Genomic DNA, 16457 nt, shown 5'->3' on the forward strand with positions numbered 1-16457 from the left:
TATGATTTTTAAATTATTTTTTGATGGTTTGCAAAACCGCAGGAGAAGAAATGGCATTGCCAATTGCAGTACCCCAGGCTTTGTAACCAGCCAGATCAAAATGCTGGCCATCAGAAGATGCCCATTCACCCGGTTTGGACATGGTCAGGGAATCGATGTAAGTACAAGGGGCGACGATCTCGGACAAATAGCCTGACATTTCTTTGGCGCGGGCAAAAGTCTTGTTGAACTTGCCGCCTTCAGTACCCCAGGCTGGGCCAACCCAGACGCAACCTACTGCATTGTTTTTAACGCCTTTGGTCAGGCGGGATACCTGTTGCCAGATCCATGTCTTCGGCAATTCAGGTGCGGCATAAGATGCCATGGTGTCGCCATTGACGACAACCACCAGATTAGGCTTGTAGGTTTTGACCAGTTCATTGAAGGGTCGGGTCATCGCATCTTGCCCGGTTTTCACTTCTACCGGACCATCCTTGATACGGGTAGCACCACCGCAAGGGGACTGGCTTTTCACCATCCAGTCTCCAGCAGCAACACCGCAGGCACCAAAGGAATACACTACGGCACCCTTGCTCATCAAGTCATCGTGCAAAGTGGTGATCAGGTAATCCGGGGTGGACATATGGCTATCGCCAATGATCAGGACGGTCAGTCCGGCTAACAGAGCGCTCATAGTTTGTATTCTTTACAAAATCATTTAAAAAATATTCGCTGTTGAGTCCTTCATCATTTCTGGAAGACTTATCAGGCGAACGTCATCTGCAAGATGTTTCATTTATTAACACTTGATTGCATTTGCTTACAATTGCCTCGGAATTTCGCGCAACCGCGGCGCTAATCACCGATATTTATGCAAATACAGCAATGAAATCTAGTTTAAACAAACCAATATGAAATTCCAGCTAGTTGACGAAAGTTCACAAATGCAATTTTCCTTGTGGCAACTTTTTAAAAATGCCCCTTGTTGCGAGGGTTATTCCTTCTATCTGCCTAAAACCATCATTTGATGCTAAGCTTTGGGAGAAGGCAGTAACAAGAAGTGCAAGATCTTCTTTTACGGGCAAACCCATGTAAAAAGGGTCAAATTTGCCTGCTCCCAGAATTTAATATGGGAAGCCTCGATTAATCCCTTATAATTAAGCAGTTATGACAAGCGGCGGCAAGCTTAACTTGCTGCCCGTTTTATTTATGGCTATCAAACATTTCCTGCAGTTTTCCGATTTCAGCCTGTCCGAGTTTGAATACGTGATGCAGCGTGCCCGCATCATCAAACAGCGTTTCAAGGCTTATCAAACCTACCACCCATTGCTGGACAGAACTCTGGTCATGGTGTTCGAGAAAAACTCGACACGTACCCGCCTGTCCTTTGAAGCAGGCATGCATCAGTTAGGTGGTGCAGCGATTTACCTGAACACCCGCGACAGCCAGTTGGGCCGCGGTGAACCGGTAGAAGATGCAGGCCAGGTCATGTCACGCATGTGTGACATCATCATGATCCGTACCTTCGAGCAAGAAATGATAGAACGCTTTGCCGCAAATTCGCGCGTGCCTGTCATCAATGGCTTGACGAATCAACATCACCCCTGCCAGGTACTGGCCGACGTGTTTACTTATATTGAACACCGTGGCTCCATCACAGGCAAAAAGGTCGCATGGATAGGTGATGCCAATAATATGCTGTACTCCTGGCTGCAGGCAGCCCAGGTATTCAACTTCCATCTGCACATCTCTACGCCAAAAGGCTACGATATCGATATGGCGCAGGTGACGGCAGACCCATCGCAATACACAGTCTTTGACAGCCCATCCGACGCTTGCGCCGGTGTTGACCTGGTCAACACCGATGTCTGGACCAGCATGGGTTATGAAGATGAAAATCAGGCCCGCCTGAAAGCCTTTGATGGCTGGATAGTCGATGAAGCCAAAATGGCCCGCGCCCGTCCCGATGCCCTGTTCATGCACTGCCTGCCCGCACACCGTGGTGAAGAAGTGTCTGCAGGTGTGATAGATGGCCCGCAATCAGTGGTCTGGGACGAAGCCGAAAACCGCCTGCACGTGCAAAAAGCCTTGCTGGAATATTTGGTAGTGGGCGAGATTCGCTGATCTTGTTACGACCACGGTAATTTTTTGGAAAAGACCTCTCAACACAGAGGCACAGAGGAAAAACCGGAGAAAATCTTGTTACGGCTCATCTAATATGAGTCAAAGAATTTGCGACTTGGACAAGGTCTTTATCCAACTCCAGATTGTACAAGACTGGTATCTGTGATTTTGTTGGGCTGATAAAGCGTAGCCCAACCTACAAGAGATTTGAGTTGGACAATTTTGCTGACTTCTCTCTTTTTAAGTATTTATATAGCTGCAAATTAATTTAAAGAGCAAGCAGACTCATACTGACCAAGAATCGACCTGGATTTTCTCCAAGTTTTTCCTCTGTGTCTCTGTGTCTCTGTGGTGATCTTTTCGGTCTTAAGCCTTAAGTTTTAATTTTTTCGAAAGCACATCATGAGCGATACTAAAAAAGTCGTCCTCGCCTATTCTGGCGGTCTGGATACCTCTGTCATTTTGAAATGGCTGCAAGATAATTATCAGTGCGAAATCGTCACCTTTACCGCCGATCTTGGTCAAGGTGAAGAACTGGAGCCAGCGCGTGCCAAGGCCATCAAGTTCGGCATTAAACCTGAGAATATCTACATCGATGATGTACGTGAAGAATTCGTACGCGACTTCGTCTTCCCGATGTTCCGCGCCAATACCGTGTATGAAGGTGAATACCTGCTGGGTACCTCCATCGCCCGCCCGTTGATCGCCAAACGCCTGATCGAAATCGCCAAGGAAACTGGTGCTGACACTATTTCCCACGGTGCGACTGGCAAGGGTAATGACCAGGTTCGTTTCGAGCTGGGTGCCTATGCGCTGATGCCAGGTATCAAGATCATCGCTCCATGGCGTGAATGGGATTTGCTGTCCCGTGAAAAATTGATGAAATATGCTGAAGATGCAGGTATAGAAATCGACCAGAAGCATAAAAACGGTGGCGCGCCCTACTCCATGGATGCCAACCTGTTGCACATCAGCTTTGAAGGCCGCCACCTGGAAAACCCTAGTGCCGAAGCCGAAGAATCCATGTGGCGCTGGACGGTCAGTCCTGAAGCTGCACCGGACCAGCCAGAATATCTGGATGTAGAATTTGAACGCGGTGACATCGTTGCGCTGAACGGTGTAAGCATGTCGCCAGCAACCGTGCTGACGGAATTGAATCGTCTCGGTGGCAAGCACGGCATAGGCCGTCTGGACCTGGTGGAAAACCGTTACGTCGGCATGAAATCCCGTGGCTGCTATGAAACACCAGGCGGCACCATCATGCTCCGTGCCCACCGCGCGATAGAATCCATCACCCTGGACCGTGAAGTTGCCCATCTGAAAGATGATCTGATGCCACGCTACGCCAGCCTGATTTATAACGGCTACTGGTGGGCACCCGAGCGCGTCGCGCTGCAAACCCTGATTGATCATACCCAACACACTGTCAATGGCTGGGTACGCCTGAAGCTGTACAAAGGCAATGTCATCACGGTATCGCGCGATTCCAAAACCGATTCGCTGTTCGACATGAACATCGCAACTTTTGACGAAGATGGCGGCGCCTACAACCAGGCAGACGCTGGCGGCTTTATCAAACTGAATGCATTGCGCATGCGTATTGCCGCCAATGCCCGCGCAAAACGCGGTCAATAATCACCAGAGTCTATTATCCCGAACGGCCCGCCCATTCATTTGCGCGGGTCGTTTTTCTTGGAATCCAAAAATGTCTACTCAATTTGATCAAGTCAGCGTCGTTAAAAAAGCCAATCTGTATTTCGATGGCAAATGCGTCTCCCACACCGTCTTGTTTGCTGATGGCAGCAAAAAAACCATAGGCATCATCTTTCCGTCCAGCCTGGTATTCAATACGGCTGCAGCAGAGATTATGGAACTGAATGCAGGTAAATGCCGTATCCGTCTTAAAGGCGAAACTGAATGGAACAGCTACGAAGCTGGCCAGCAATTCAATGTACCGGCCAATTCAACCTTTGATATTGAAACTATTGAGACGCTGGATTACGTTTGCCATTTTATTTGAGATAAGTTAGCAGGCACTGACATTCGCAGCCCGCTTGTGTCACTCAATCCTGGCAAGCTGTATCTCCATTTAATTGGTAACACTGCCAGGATAATTCCCGCAAACGCTGGCGCAATGCCAGCGGTGCGATAACTTCCAACTCCGGCCCTATTCCCAACAGCATTTGCGCGGCGTGCTCTATGGTTTCTATGGGCCGGCTCATGGTTTGCCATGATTGATCCGCCCCATTGACTGTGGATTCCCTTTGCATTTCTACTGCCCGTGCAGCAAACGCACCCAGCTTGCTTATCCTGTCCAGACCTGTGGCTGACACCCGCAGATGTGCGGTCTTTGATCTCAGTTTTTTTTCAAACCTCGCTGTTGCTTCATTCCAGAATTATGGAAAATAAAAAATATCCGGTCTGTCAAAGTGCACATCCAGCATGGACTGAGTACGCACAAGCTAAGTCCAAAGTACAGCTAATTGCCTGGTGCGCAGTGAACCGCGGCAGGGTCGCTACCAGCCGCGCTCATGACGCTCAAACCATCAATGGATTTTTTCAAGTGCAGAATCCATTACCTCGGGTTTAAAACCACGAATCTGACGATTACCCACTAGTAGCATGGGAACCATTTCACCATTCAATTGCTTGAATTCTTTCCTGGCTTTTTCAGATTCGTTAATGTCCAGTTTCACATAAGCAATATTTTTTGCTTTCAGGTATTCCTGTGCTTTTGCGCAATAGGGGCAAGTCGCCGTTGCATATAATACGACCTTGGTTTTGGCATCAGGGAAATAAGCACTATAGTCGCCTTCAATATAAGCAGGTGCCAGCCAGCGTGGCACATTTGCTGCAGCCAGCCCTACTGCCAGGCCTGCAACGAGGATCAGGACATATGAAGCGATTGATTTCAATCTCTGTTTTAGCATTTTTCATCTTCCATTGACAGGTCAACCTATTTTTTGCAGGCTGCGCTTTGATGAACTGCGACAAAGCCAGCAAAACATTCATAGCCTGCATCACGATACACGGCTATGAACAATATTCCGGCAAGGCAAATATTGTCAATATAAATATTTAATAAGTATATTCAATAAATAAATATTGACCTCTTGATATTGTTAACATAGCATCAACCCGTTGAGATTACTCTTGACACTACGGCATTTGACTTTCATACAACCCCAGGAGTCAGTAATGAGCAAAATGAAAAAAGCATTGTTTACATTTTTTGTCGGTGTTGGTATTGCATTCGGTTTCGCAGGCAGTGCATCTGCCCTTATCCCATGTGAGGTTTGTGTAGCCTGGTTTGAAGAATGCCAGAATGGCAATCAAGATTCTTGCAATCTGTTCTACGCACCACGCTATCGCTGCGGTGGCTGCGTAGGCTAATATCAGCCTGGCTCGTCAGTTCAGCCTGCCGAGATGTAACAGCCTTGTGTGGGCTGCAATGCCAACACAGGCTGTTCTACCAGATTCCTTGCTTCTTCGTGAAATCTCCATTGCGACGTCTGGCAATCCTGTGCTCCGCATAAACAAGACACTATAGTCCTGTGTATTGTTCAAAAGTCTTCCCAATATGGCCGTTCACCAAAACAAGCCTTCATGTGCGCGATAAACAACTGCGCCTTGGCAGTATGCGAACGCCCGGGCATGCGCACTGCATGTATCCCTGTCTGGGCCGCTTTGGCTGGCATGGGCAAATCCGGAAACAAGAGTTTGAGCTTACCTGCGCGCAGCATATCGCACACCATCCAGCTAGCAAGATGCGCAATGCCCATACCTGCAACGGCGGCAGCGAGCAGCGCTTCAGTATCATCACTTTTAAAATTGCCATTGACAGGCAAGGCCGCCTCGTTTCTGACACCGGCAAAACTCCACCAGCCATACGGCAAGGGTATCGATGCAATATTGAGGCAATTGTGTTGCAGCAATTGCTCGGGAGAGTCTGGCCACCCATGCGCAGCCAGATAAGCCGGGCTAGCACAAGCCAATCGGTTGATGGGTGCCAGCCGGGTAGCAACCAGGTCACTATCAGCCAGCACACCTATACGTATCGCCACATCCACCCTGTGCGTGAGCAAATCGACAAAGTCATCACTCAGATGCAAATCTATCTGCATTAAAGGGTAGCGCTCAAGAAAACTGGCCAGGGCCGGTACCACATGCATGCGTCCAAACGCTGCTGGCGCTGTCACGGTCAGCAGGCCTCGCGGATCAGCATGCAGGTCAGCAAGGACATGCCTGGCCTCTTCCATTTCAGCAACGATGGTACGGGCACGCGGCAGGAATTGATTACCGGCATCAGTCAAAGTAATGGAGCGTGAACTCCGCGCAAACAGTCTGACACCCAGATCGGCTTCCAGCGCATCAAGTTTGCGGGTAATGGAAGAGACCGCCAGATCATGGCTGCGGGCGACAGCACTAAAACTGCCCTCAGTAGCAACAGCTATAAAGGTGTTGATTTCGTCCAGCATGGTGATTCTGCTTTCTGGCCAAACCTGACCTATATTTCCTTATTTTGTAAAATACTTATTTTATTTGAATTGATCTTACCGAAATACGCAATCGATCACAATGACATTGCTATTCAAGTCCAAACATACGAAGAACCCATGAGGGGCAAAGCAAACGTTTTATCTCATTTGAAGCAAGTATAGAATTGAGGCAGCACCTGTACTATCTGAACCGGACTCATGCAATGAGTAAAGTCTGTGTGAAAATTGATGTTGGTGCGTCGCACATGTCAAGCGCCCGCAGTTGCGGGCTTTGTTATTTCGTAGCAACTTGTTTTTGTTCGGCCTGGTAAGCCTGGATCTGAGGCAGGATGGCCGCGCGGCGGGCGAGGCTGTCGGGCGGCCAGATTTGTTGCCTGTCGTAGCATTCCTCCACAACAGGTATATCACCTGATAGAGTGAGCCAGGCTTGTTTTGTCGCGGTAAAAATATGTACATCCGGCGGCAAAGATCCAGCCTGATCGAGAGTACCAACACGGACAAAGCGCAATAGCGGGCCAGCGCCCGCATAATTACTCCAGATAGCAATGTGGCAATGAGGGCAGCGCGCAATTTTCTGGCCTTTGCCACTGGCCGATGGCGTGTCCATCAATTCCGGCTCTGCCCCAGTGTGAATGACACGGTCAGACTCTATCATGGCATTAAGGGCAAAAGCGGCACCGCTCTCACGCTGGCACCAAGTGCAATGGCAGCAATGCACAATCAGTGGTGCGGTAATCATGCGGTAGCGTACATGACCGCAATCGCATCCACCGTCCAAGGGAAATACTGTAGACAGGCTATCCATTATCACCTCGTTTTAGCGCACTGGATGACCCGTCCTTGCAACTGACCGGGCAGCATCACGGCTTTATAAATGAAACCCCAGCCGCCCCAGGCCAAGTATGCCTATCACGCCGACAGCGATCAGATACAGGGCAACGATAAGGCTCACCAGTTTGGGTTTGATCAGAATACAGATGCCAGCGACAAGTGCAAGAACGGGCATGAGGGACAAATGAATATTCATGAATAACTTCTTAGTTAAAGAGGCTGCTACTTTACCAGTGCAATTGCCAAAGTAAAATACTCTGCGCAAAATTTGAGGATAGAACTTTTGCGTCTTATCCCTGCGATGTATATCAGACAGTTTTATTCCTGATAGAAGGATGCAACTGAAACGATAACCCGATGTGCGCTGACTAACATCATATTAACTTTTACATAAGTCGTTATAATGCTGATATCGTACGAACTTGCAATTTGATCTACAATTAATTTATGGAGAATGCAATGGCAATCAATACTCAGGTATCAGGCATCGATGTTTCGCATTATCAGGGCACGGTCAACTGGCCTGCTGTCAAGACTGCGGGTATCGACTTTGCCTTTGCCAAGGCAACCGATGGCAACACCTACACCGACCCACAGTTCAAGACTAACTGGGCTGGCATAAAAGCGGCAGGCATATTGCGCGGGGCTTATCATTTTTATGAGAGCAATGATGACCCTGTGACGCAGGCGAATAATTTCATCAAGGCGGTAGGCAGTATTGCCATTGGCGACTTACCGCCTGTGGTGGATATTGAAGTCAACAAAGGTGGTTTTGGCAATGCAACGCTGGCTGCCAATCTGCAAATATGGCTCAACACGGTAGAACAAGCACTGGGCCGCACACCGATGATTTATACCGGGCCATCATTCTGGAACCAGAATATGAACAACAGCTTTTCCAGGTATGCACTATGGATTGCGCAATATGGCGCGTCACAGCCAACAATTCCTAGTGGCTGGAGCAGTTGGACCTTCTGGCAAAATTCTGAATCTGGCAGCGTGGCTGGTGTCACTGGCAGTGTCGATACCAACGTCTTTGCGGGTTCCATGGCGAACTTGCTGGCTTTTGCAGCGAAAAAATAAGATCGTTCACCGACCCGATGCAAGTGAAAGAGTCAGATCACATTAATCCGGCTCTATCAAAATCAGTCAACATCAATCACCTTCAATCTAGCTTCGTCCAACCCAATCCACCTCCTTCATTCAATATGTACCCCTCTCCTGCTGCACTCTCGTCGCGCCATTCCACACAGCAAGTAATTATCAAGTAATTAAGACTTTAATTTCTTTCTGGCAATTTTTAAAAATTGTGAATCCAGTCTCCACCTGCCTGCGTATATTCCCAAGCAGCAACAGGACTGCGTATTTGAAGACGAAGAGAACATCATGACAAATTTGTATATTTCCACCATGGCAGACAGGCGCTGTACAATTTATTGCAACACATGCCGCGACGCGATGACCGCAACTGAACTGGCGCATCAATGATGGCGGCACTTTTCAACGCCAGGGTTTTGTCCGTGCAGCAGAAAAAATCAAAGCCGGATAATGGTTTTAGAAAACTGCTCGTATGCCTGCTGCCATTAGGCGTAGTACTGACAGTTGCTGATGCCATGGCAACAAAAGCAGATGAGATACAGGCGGGCAAAATCATCTATGAATCACGCTGCCTGGGTTGCCATACTGTAGAAGCCAACAATATCGGCCCCAGACACGCCAATGTATTTGGCCGCAAGGCTGGCAGCATTGCAGATTTTGAGTATTCACCAGCCTTGCGCAATGCCAGGATAGTCTGGAATGAAAAAACCCTGGACCGCTGGCTGCAAGACCCTGAAGCCTATATCCCCGGGCAGCAAATGGATGTCAGCGTCAGTAAAGATGGCGACAGGAAAAATCTGATCGCTTACCTGAAAACTCTGACCATGAAAAATGATAGGCACAATCGACATTAGTTGAGGGGCCAGGCCGTTGGTTGTTAATCCCGGCTTTTGATCTTCACGACTCCATCCAGCGTCTGAGCCTATTTTTAGCCCAGTTTAATTAAATTCTGAAGCAAGAGTGGCCCATTCAACTGCAGCAAGCGGCCACCTTCATCTATCCTGCCCAGTTGTATCGGGGCAAAACCAAACTGGGTAGCGAGATGGGCGATGCTGACACTGGCTTCGGCATCATCACTCGCAACAAACATGACGCGGCGACCTTGATCGTATGCAGGGTTAACGGCCAGCAATGCAGCAGGCAACTGGTTAAAGGATTTGACCACGCGTGCACCAGGCAATGCTATCGCCAGCACTTCTGTTGAGGCCATGCCTTGCAATTCTTCCGGCGCAATGCCATAAGCGTTCATGGCATCGACGACGATTTTTCCGTTCCAGTTGGCTAAAGCGTCAGCGACCTCTCGGTGCGCGCGAAATGGTATCGCGAAAATGATAGTGTCAGCAGCGAGTGCATCTTGCAAGTTTACTGGCGTCACTGTAGATCCTAATTCTTTCACCAGATCTGCGAGGCTGGTAGGACCACGGGAATTGGCGATCGACACTTCGATACCTGCGTGCGCAAAGTGGCGAGCAAGTGCGATGCCAACCTTGCCTGCACCAATAATAGAGTAAGTCATGTTTATTTCCTTGGTCAGATTTTTTGGATTTTTGGAATCAGGCAGCCAGCGCTGCGATCTCATTCAATGCCTGTTTGATAGCAGTTTCCTTGGCTTCCAGGCCAAATGCCAAGCCCTCTGCGCGAATTACAGTGATGTCAGTGACTCCCAAAAACGACAGCACCGCCTTCAAATAACTGTCGTGATGTTCATAAGCTGCTGCTGGGCTGCCTGCGGAATACACACTGCCACGCGCCGCGGCAATAATGAGCTTTTTACTCTTGGACAACAGGCCTTCAGGGCCATTTGCGCCATAGCGAAAAGTCTTGCCGGCAACCGCCACCCGGTCTATCCAGGCTTTGAGTTGGGTAGGAATAGAAAAGTTATACATGGGCGCGCCTATCACTACGATATCTGCAGCGATCAACTCTTCCATATAGGTGTCACCCTTGGCGATGTCATTACTCAGAGAACTATCTTCCAGCGCTGCCCCCTGGCGCACTGCCATGTGTGCGCCTGACAAATGGAGTGCGGCATCTGCCGCCAGGTCACGGTAAATGACTTGAATGCCCGGATGCAGGGTAATTTCGCGCGCCACGATTTCGGAAGACAATTGACGGCTGACGGAGTAAGCGCCAAGTATGCTGGAATCAAGATGTAAGAGTTTCATGACAGAACCTTTAATGTAGAAAATGTGAACTCAATGATGCTGCCAATATTTGAATCTGAAAAGATGATATATTGAGATACATACCATCTTTATTTGAGATGGGCAAAGAGAGAGGAAAATCAACCATGCTCGATGGTGTGTCACTGGATCAACTCCGCACCTTTATCGCCGCTGTGGATGAAGGCAGTTTTTCAGCTGCTGCGCGGAAGCTGAACCGGGTGCAGTCTGCCGTTAGCGGTTGGGTTAATAGCCTGGAAGAACAGATAGGTGTGCTGCTGTTTGACCGCTCCGGGCGCTACCCGAAACTCACACCAGAAGGTGTTTTGCTACTAACCGATGCGCGCAATATTGTGGCAGGTGTCGATACCTTAAAGGCGCGTGCCAGGCTCATGGCGTCGGGCCTGGAGCCAGAATTGTCGGTGGTGGTGGATGTGTTTTTTCCTACTGCCGTGATTGCCGCAGTAGCCAGGGATTTTGCCATGCAATTTCCTCACACTCCTTTACGTCTGTATGTTGAGGGTTTGGGCGCTGCCTATCAGCCGGTGCTGGATGAGCGCTGTAGCATAGGCATCGTGGCATCCCTGCCTATTGACTTCCCGACCCTGAGCACCAGGATCTTGGGCGAAGTTGCCCTGCTGATGGTGGCCTTGCACAGTCATCCATTAGCGACAATCAGCGGCACCATCCCAAAAGCTGAATTGGCAAAGCATACGCAACTGGTCGTTACGGACAGGTCAGAATTAATGGCTGGCCAGGACTACGGCGTCATGTCGCCCCATACCTGGCGGCTGGCGGATCTTTCGGCCAAACATGCATTCATTCTCAATGGCGTGGGCTGGGGTGGTATGCCACTGCACATGGTAGAACACGATCTTGCGGCAGGCATCTTGCAAGTGCTGGATGTAGAAAGCATGCCCCATGGTGGCAAAAAACTGACCATGCAGGCGGTATATCCACAAGCCGCGCCACCCGGCCCGGCTGGACGCTGGTTTATCGATCAGGTGGACTTTTATCTACATCAGGCTTGAGCCAGACTGAGATGCAACACTCGCTTGTTTGGACATCAGTCCTTAAGCCTGGTATTCCATGGTGTATCTGGCTGTCCAATGTTGCCTGCAGTTAATTTTAAATCAGAATATCCCATAAAAGCCACAACATAATCATTTTGTCGATATTTTATAAATAAAACGTATATAATTAATTATCGTTTTGATTTTTTAGTTTTATCTGTTTGAGCATACATAGTTTGCTCTTCAGGGTTTAAGGTATTCCTCTCCAAAAGGTGTTCGCCCACAACTGGCAACGGTTGTGGGATTTTTTTATGTTCAAGGAAATGACGCTTGCTTATTTACTTGCAGGCTTGCTGTAAATCATCGCCATTTTTCCTACATGCTCTCTCACCTTGCTCACCAACTCTGGTGGGTCCAGCACCTCGGCATCTTCACCAAAACGCAAAATTTCTGCGCATGCCATCATTAAAGAACCGACTGGCATGGTCGCCTTGCACCAGCCGTCTTCGTCAAGCTCACTGGCCAACTGCATTTCAGAAAAAACATAGGGAGACAGGAAATGCTCCCTGAATTTCACCCCTCTTGGTGACAGGCGCACGGTTGCCATATTCCTGTGCATGTCTTGCTCCAGCCGCTCGGTAGCTTTGCGCCAGTAGGCTGCCAGATCGAAAGGCGCAGGTCTTTCGAAGCGCTCTTCAAGCACCGACAATTCCAGCATGCGTGAGATGCGGTAAGTGCGTGGTTTGTCCTCTACCTGCCCGACCAGATACCAGGAACCGCTTTTCATGACCAAGCCCAAAGGCTCGACGACACGCTCGTTGATACCTTTCCAGCTCTGGTAACGTATCTGTAAGCACTTTTGCTCCCACACCGCATCGGCCACTTTGGGCAAGTGCGCAGGTTGCTCTGACTGACCAAACCAGGCCGGTGCATCGAGATGAAAGCGCGAACGCATTTGCTGCGCACCTTCACGTAAAGAGGCGGGCATGGCTGACAACAGCTTGTTTTGTGCGGCCATCATGACAGAGCCCAGCCCCATGTCAGTAGCGGCTCCTGCCAGCCCGCTCATGAACAGGGCCTCAGCCTCTTTGGCCGACAAGCCATTCAATTGCGTGCGATAACCATCCAGCAAACGATAACCGCCACCTGAACCACGCTCGCTATAGATGGGGATGCCCGCCTCGCTCATGGCATCGATATCACGATAGATGGTACGCAGATTGACTGCGCATTCATCAGCCAGCTCTGGTGCGGTGACAAAACCACGCGCTTGCAGGATAGTCAGGATGGAGATAAGTCGGCTGGCGCGCATGGCAAAAATTGCTCCTTTGCATTATTTTTTTAAACATAAAGGAATAGTAAACCAACCTGACAAAAGATGTCAGGTATGAAGGCATATTCTTATATCAACGGCCAGGCAATTCCGCCACCGCGATAAAAAGAAAGGTCTTATCATGAGCAATGCAGACAACATCACCCTGTTCTATGCCCCACAAACCCGCGCGACGGGAGCGCTGATTTTGCTGGAAGAATTGGGGGTGCCTTATCAATTGCACGTCTTGAACATGAAGGTAGGAGAGCAAAGACAAAACGCCTATCTGGCCATCAACCCCATGGGCAAAGTGCCTGCGGTACAGCATCGCGATGAGCTGATCACTGAACAGGTCGCCGTCTTTTTATATCTGGCAGACCTGTTCCCGCAGGCAGGCCTGACACCTGCACCGGATAGCCAGTTGCGCGGCCCTTATCTGCGCTGGATGGCGTATTACGCCGCATGCTATGAGCCAGCGCTGGTAGACAAATTTGCACAACACGCCCCAGCTGCGCCATCGATGTGCCCTTACAGTGACTTTGACACGATGCTGGGTGTCATCAAGTCACAATTGGAAAAAGGGCCATATTTACTGGGTGAGCAATTCACTGCTGCAGACGTACTCTGGGGCAACGCCTTGCGCTGGGGTACCATGTTCAAGCTGGTGCCAGAATCACCTGTCGTCATGAATTACATTGAACGCGTCTGCAGCCGTCCGGCCTTTATCAAAGTCGGCGCCATCGATGCGGCCTGGGCAGCAGAACATGAACGCATCGCCAATGAAACCAAGCCTGAAAACAAAGCGGCCTGAGCTTTAGTCTAAGAAAACAGTGCATATTGCCTGAATGCCTGTCCAGGCAATATGCATGCATGAGTAGTTTATTCCATATATTTTATTTCCCGCCTTCAGCTTCCCCTGCTTAAACATGCCGCGCATGTCCGGAAAAAAATATTGCAACAATACAAATTCCCAAGGCGATGCGTGGCACAATTGCCAGTTACAGACTTTACCTGCACGCTTACATAAAATTACCAAATAGACAGCCGCAAACGATTGTCTTGCAGGCTTGCTTTGGATAGTATCCGTGCAATAAAAAAGCCATACCCCAGAGGGAGAATTCATGCGTCGTATTTGGATCGTCACCGGCACTGTTGTTACAGTTGCCGCTGCTGCTGTTGCCTACCAGTTGAGCAAGCACTGGAAGGATTACCACTATGTAGGTACCCGCCTCATGGTGGATATGTCCCAACCGGATGCCTTGATACGCACCAGCAGTTTATCCAGACTGCCGCGTGACTTGCTGCAAGTACCCATCGCCAAGGATGTGCTGACCGAAGACCTGGCATTTTATTATGAACAGAATGAAGACCGCCTGGGTTTGAACGGTGCAGTCAAACGCATTGCCTACGAGCATGACCTGGATTGGCAAGACAAGCTGTATGCCAGCATTTTCAATGAACCGGCTGAAGTGGCTTTCTGGCGCGATGGCAAAGGCGCCTTGCGCCACTATGCCCTCGTCATGCGCATGGGCCTGTTCAATAAAGCCTTGCAGGAAGCTGCCAAGGTAGCGATGAAAGATGGTCAGCTCAAACTGGCTGGCGAGATCAGCACCAGCAATGGCAAGGCCCAGATCATGGCGCTGGAAGTCAATCCGCGCCGTACCCTGCTGTTGATCAGCCAGGGTGATCGCGTCGTGGTCTTGTCTGACCCTGGTCTTTTGTTTGATGATAAAAACGGCGTCGTGACAGAAGCCCGCGCTGCCGTTGCCAAGTGGCTGGAACATGATGGCGCGCTGTCGCTGCAATTTGATCTCGACAATATCGCCCCTGCATCAGCCCAGGCTGCTGGCACGGCAAAACATACAATGGCGATAGGTGCCCCTACCATGGCTTTGGGCTATGGCGCTTTTGTATCCGGCTTCAAGGGCATGCGCTTTGACTTTGGCGGCAACTGGTCAACCTCGGTCTGGCTGGATTCCAAAAAAATCTCATCGACACAGTTACTTGACCCAGCGTTGTGGTCTGCTGCACCAGCAAACCCCAGCGCATGCATTACCGTGCCAATTGACTGGAGCATGGTCAATACCGTCTTAAAACAAGCTGATGCCAAGCCCAAGTTGCCAGACCAGGCATTGGCACCACTGTCCGGCCCCGGCCTGGCGTGCTGGTACCGCGAATCAAATTTGTATTCCCCCGTCTTTATCACCAAGTTACCTCTGAACACCGCCAACCGAGATGCCACCTTGCAGGCCTTGGCGACCTGGGCGATTGCTACTGGTGAACAGGCAACGCCAGGCAAAGGCACGACCAAGGCCAAAGCCGACCAGAAACTATGGCGCAACGCCAATAGCAAAGCCACGCTGGCTGCCAGCGGTGACTTTGTGGTGTTCTCACCCGATGGCGGCCTCGTAGATAAAGTGGTCGATACTATTGCCCGCAGCAACCCTAGCGTGGCTGACCAGACATCTGGAGCACAAAACACCCTGGGCCTGATTACACCACGCCCTTTGTCAGAAATGGCGCAGCGTGAAATCTATGCAGCGCTGGCAAAGCCTGAAGATGCCAACTTCCTGGAAGCAGCAAAGACACATCTGCCCGCCCGCATCAAAGCCCTGGCGACTTACCCGCCCATACGCCTGGAATTGAGCAAGGCCCAGGCCAGTGGCAAAGCCTGGCAAAAAGTTGAATGGATCGGCAAGGAGAAATCCAATTGAAACGCCGGCATGTACTGACTGGCATGCTCGCCACCAGCACCATGCTGGGATGGCACAGGCTGGTGCTGGCCAATAAAGTCACTCCACCTGTTGTGCCACTACCTTCCACCAATGCTAACAAAGTTGCGACAATTACGGCACCGACAGTTACTGCACTAACATTGACGCAAGCCCAGTCGCGCAGTTGCCGCGCCTGGATGACACGTATCATTGCTGCCCAGTTGACTGCAGGCCCGACACCGCGCTGGCAACAGCGTGATTGCGTGGGCCTGGTGCGTTTTGCTGTCGCTGAATCGCTGCGCGAGCATGATGAAAAATGGAAGCGGGCGAATGGCATGCTGGGTACTGCCCTGCCGTCAGAAATCGATCTCGATCAAAGTACGCAATCAATACGCCATCAATGGCGGCTGGCTGATGGCACGGTCTCGGCCTATGTCAGCGCCATAGAAATGGTGCAGGAAAATGCCAGGTTCCGCGGCAAGGACTGCAATCTGGCATCCCCCGGCGACCTGCTGTTCTATGACCAGGGCGACGCCCAACATCTGATGGTGTGGATGAATTCTTACATCGCCTATCACACCGGTACAGTCACACCAACTGACAATGGTCTGCGCGCTGTCAAGTTGCGCGACTTGCAAGCCTGGCGTGATACGCGCTGGCACCCTATCCAAGATAATCCCAATTTTGCTGGCGTGTATCGCCTCAATTTCTTGTCCGCCTGAAAG

At 50.1% G+C, this 16457-nt stretch carries 18 protein-coding genes and 1 pseudogene; 10 read left to right on the forward strand and 9 right to left on the reverse strand.

Annotated features, from left to right (window positions below; translation table 11 throughout):
* Positions 1-13: 13 nt before the first annotated feature.
* Positions 14-673, reverse strand: a complete 660-nt coding sequence (locus tag ACO0LG_RS21665; protein ID WP_162040678.1) for an SGNH/GDSL hydrolase family protein — start codon at positions 671-673, stop codon at positions 14-16.
* Positions 674-1188: 515 nt separating this feature from the next.
* On the opposite strand from ACO0LG_RS21665, the gene argF reads away from it, so the two are divergent.
* The 3 genes from argF (at position 1189) to ACO0LG_RS21680 (ending at position 4123) form a co-directional block, all read left to right on the forward strand.
* Entirely contained in the window at positions 1189-2103 is a 915-nt protein-coding gene (gene argF, locus ACO0LG_RS21670; RefSeq protein WP_423029633.1) for an ornithine carbamoyltransferase, read from the forward strand.
* A gap of 402 nt (positions 2104-2505) precedes the next feature.
* Positions 2506-3738 (forward strand): argininosuccinate synthase, encoded by a 1233-nt coding sequence (locus tag ACO0LG_RS21675; protein ID WP_423029634.1) that lies wholly within the window; start codon positions 2506-2508, stop codon positions 3736-3738.
* A 70-nt stretch (positions 3739-3808) separates the two neighbouring features.
* Positions 3809-4123, forward strand: a complete 315-nt coding sequence (locus tag ACO0LG_RS21680; protein ID WP_423029635.1) for a pyrimidine/purine nucleoside phosphorylase — start codon at positions 3809-3811, stop codon at positions 4121-4123.
* A gap of 43 nt (positions 4124-4166) precedes the next feature.
* Here the strand turns inward: ACO0LG_RS21680 and ACO0LG_RS21685 are convergent.
* Both ACO0LG_RS21685 and ACO0LG_RS21690 read right to left on the reverse strand, forming a co-directional pair.
* Positions 4167-4481: pseudogene (locus tag ACO0LG_RS21685) on the reverse strand (WYL domain-containing protein); the annotation flags it as partial.
* Between the two features lie 168 nt (positions 4482-4649).
* Complete coding sequence (locus tag ACO0LG_RS21690) at positions 4650-5033, reverse strand: glutaredoxin family protein (RefSeq protein ID WP_423029636.1); 384 nt, start codon at positions 5031-5033, stop codon at positions 4650-4652.
* Between the two features lie 268 nt (positions 5034-5301).
* Here ACO0LG_RS21690 and ACO0LG_RS21695 point away from each other — a divergent pair, with 268 nt between their 5' ends.
* A complete protein-coding gene (locus tag ACO0LG_RS21695) occupies positions 5302-5496 on the forward strand; it encodes a hypothetical protein (protein ID WP_423029637.1) in 195 nt (64 codons plus the stop codon).
* A 170-nt stretch (positions 5497-5666) separates the two neighbouring features.
* Here ACO0LG_RS21695 and ACO0LG_RS21700 read toward each other — a convergent pair whose 3' ends face one another.
* The 3 genes from ACO0LG_RS21700 to ACO0LG_RS21710 all read right to left on the reverse strand — a co-directional run bounded on the left by ACO0LG_RS21700 (position 5667) and on the right by ACO0LG_RS21710 (position 7629).
* Positions 5667-6581 (reverse strand): LysR family transcriptional regulator, encoded by a 915-nt coding sequence (locus ACO0LG_RS21700; protein WP_423029638.1) that lies wholly within the window; start codon positions 6579-6581, stop codon positions 5667-5669.
* Positions 6582-6876: 295 nt separating this feature from the next.
* Positions 6877-7407 (reverse strand): GFA family protein, encoded by a 531-nt coding sequence (locus ACO0LG_RS21705; protein ID WP_423029639.1) that lies wholly within the window; start codon positions 7405-7407, stop codon positions 6877-6879.
* Between the two features lie 63 nt (positions 7408-7470).
* Positions 7471-7629 carry a DUF3096 domain-containing protein gene (locus ACO0LG_RS21710; RefSeq protein ID WP_422951254.1) on the reverse strand — a complete coding sequence of 53 codons (159 nt, stop codon included), beginning with the start codon at positions 7627-7629 and terminating at the stop codon, positions 7471-7473.
* Between the two features lie 263 nt (positions 7630-7892).
* Here ACO0LG_RS21710 and ACO0LG_RS21715 point away from each other — a divergent pair, with 263 nt between their 5' ends.
* Together ACO0LG_RS21715 and ACO0LG_RS21720 are read left to right on the forward strand one after the other, a co-directional pair.
* Complete coding sequence (locus ACO0LG_RS21715) at positions 7893-8516, forward strand: glycoside hydrolase family 25 protein (RefSeq protein WP_423029640.1); 624 nt, start codon at positions 7893-7895, stop codon at positions 8514-8516.
* Positions 8517-9046: 530 nt separating this feature from the next.
* Positions 9047-9385, forward strand: coding sequence for a c-type cytochrome (locus ACO0LG_RS21720; RefSeq protein ID WP_423029641.1), 339 nt, complete (start codon positions 9047-9049; stop codon positions 9383-9385).
* A gap of 74 nt (positions 9386-9459) precedes the next feature.
* On the opposite strand, the gene ACO0LG_RS21725 is transcribed toward ACO0LG_RS21720, so the two are convergent.
* Together ACO0LG_RS21725 and ACO0LG_RS21730 are read right to left on the reverse strand one after the other, a co-directional pair.
* A complete protein-coding gene (locus tag ACO0LG_RS21725) occupies positions 9460-10047 on the reverse strand; it encodes an NADPH-dependent F420 reductase (protein ID WP_423029642.1) in 588 nt (195 codons plus the stop codon).
* Between the two features lie 37 nt (positions 10048-10084).
* A complete protein-coding gene (locus ACO0LG_RS21730; RefSeq protein WP_423029643.1) occupies positions 10085-10696 on the reverse strand; it encodes an FMN-dependent NADH-azoreductase in 612 nt (203 codons plus the stop codon).
* A 98-nt stretch (positions 10697-10794) separates the two neighbouring features.
* On the opposite strand from ACO0LG_RS21730, the gene ACO0LG_RS21735 reads away from it, so the two are divergent.
* Positions 10795-11724: a LysR family transcriptional regulator gene (locus ACO0LG_RS21735; RefSeq protein ID WP_423029644.1), complete on the forward strand. Its 930-nt coding sequence runs from the start codon at positions 10795-10797 to the stop codon at positions 11722-11724.
* A 316-nt stretch (positions 11725-12040) separates the two neighbouring features.
* Here ACO0LG_RS21735 and ACO0LG_RS21740 read toward each other — a convergent pair whose 3' ends face one another.
* Entirely contained in the window at positions 12041-13018 is a 978-nt protein-coding gene (locus ACO0LG_RS21740; protein ID WP_423029645.1) for a helix-turn-helix transcriptional regulator, read from the reverse strand.
* Positions 13019-13160: 142 nt separating this feature from the next.
* On the opposite strand from ACO0LG_RS21740, the gene ACO0LG_RS21745 reads away from it, so the two are divergent.
* From ACO0LG_RS21745 to ACO0LG_RS21755, 3 genes are all read left to right on the forward strand, one after another.
* The gene (locus tag ACO0LG_RS21745) at positions 13161-13829 is read left to right on the forward strand and encodes a glutathione S-transferase family protein (protein WP_423029646.1); all 669 of its coding nucleotides are present in this window, start codon (positions 13161-13163) and stop codon (positions 13827-13829) included.
* Between the two features lie 310 nt (positions 13830-14139).
* The gene (locus tag ACO0LG_RS21750) at positions 14140-15732 is read left to right on the forward strand and encodes a DUF2138 family protein (protein WP_423029647.1); all 1593 of its coding nucleotides are present in this window, start codon (positions 14140-14142) and stop codon (positions 15730-15732) included.
* Positions 15729-16454 carry a DUF1175 family protein gene (locus ACO0LG_RS21755; RefSeq protein ID WP_423029648.1) on the forward strand — a complete coding sequence of 242 codons (726 nt, stop codon included), beginning with the start codon at positions 15729-15731 and terminating at the stop codon, positions 16452-16454. Before ACO0LG_RS21750 ends, ACO0LG_RS21755 begins: the two co-directional genes overlap by 4 nt.
* Positions 16455-16457 lie beyond the last annotated feature (3 nt).

The organism is Undibacterium sp. Ji42W, from assembly GCF_049340405.1.
Lineage (GTDB): Bacteria > Pseudomonadota > Gammaproteobacteria > Burkholderiales > Burkholderiaceae_D > Undibacterium.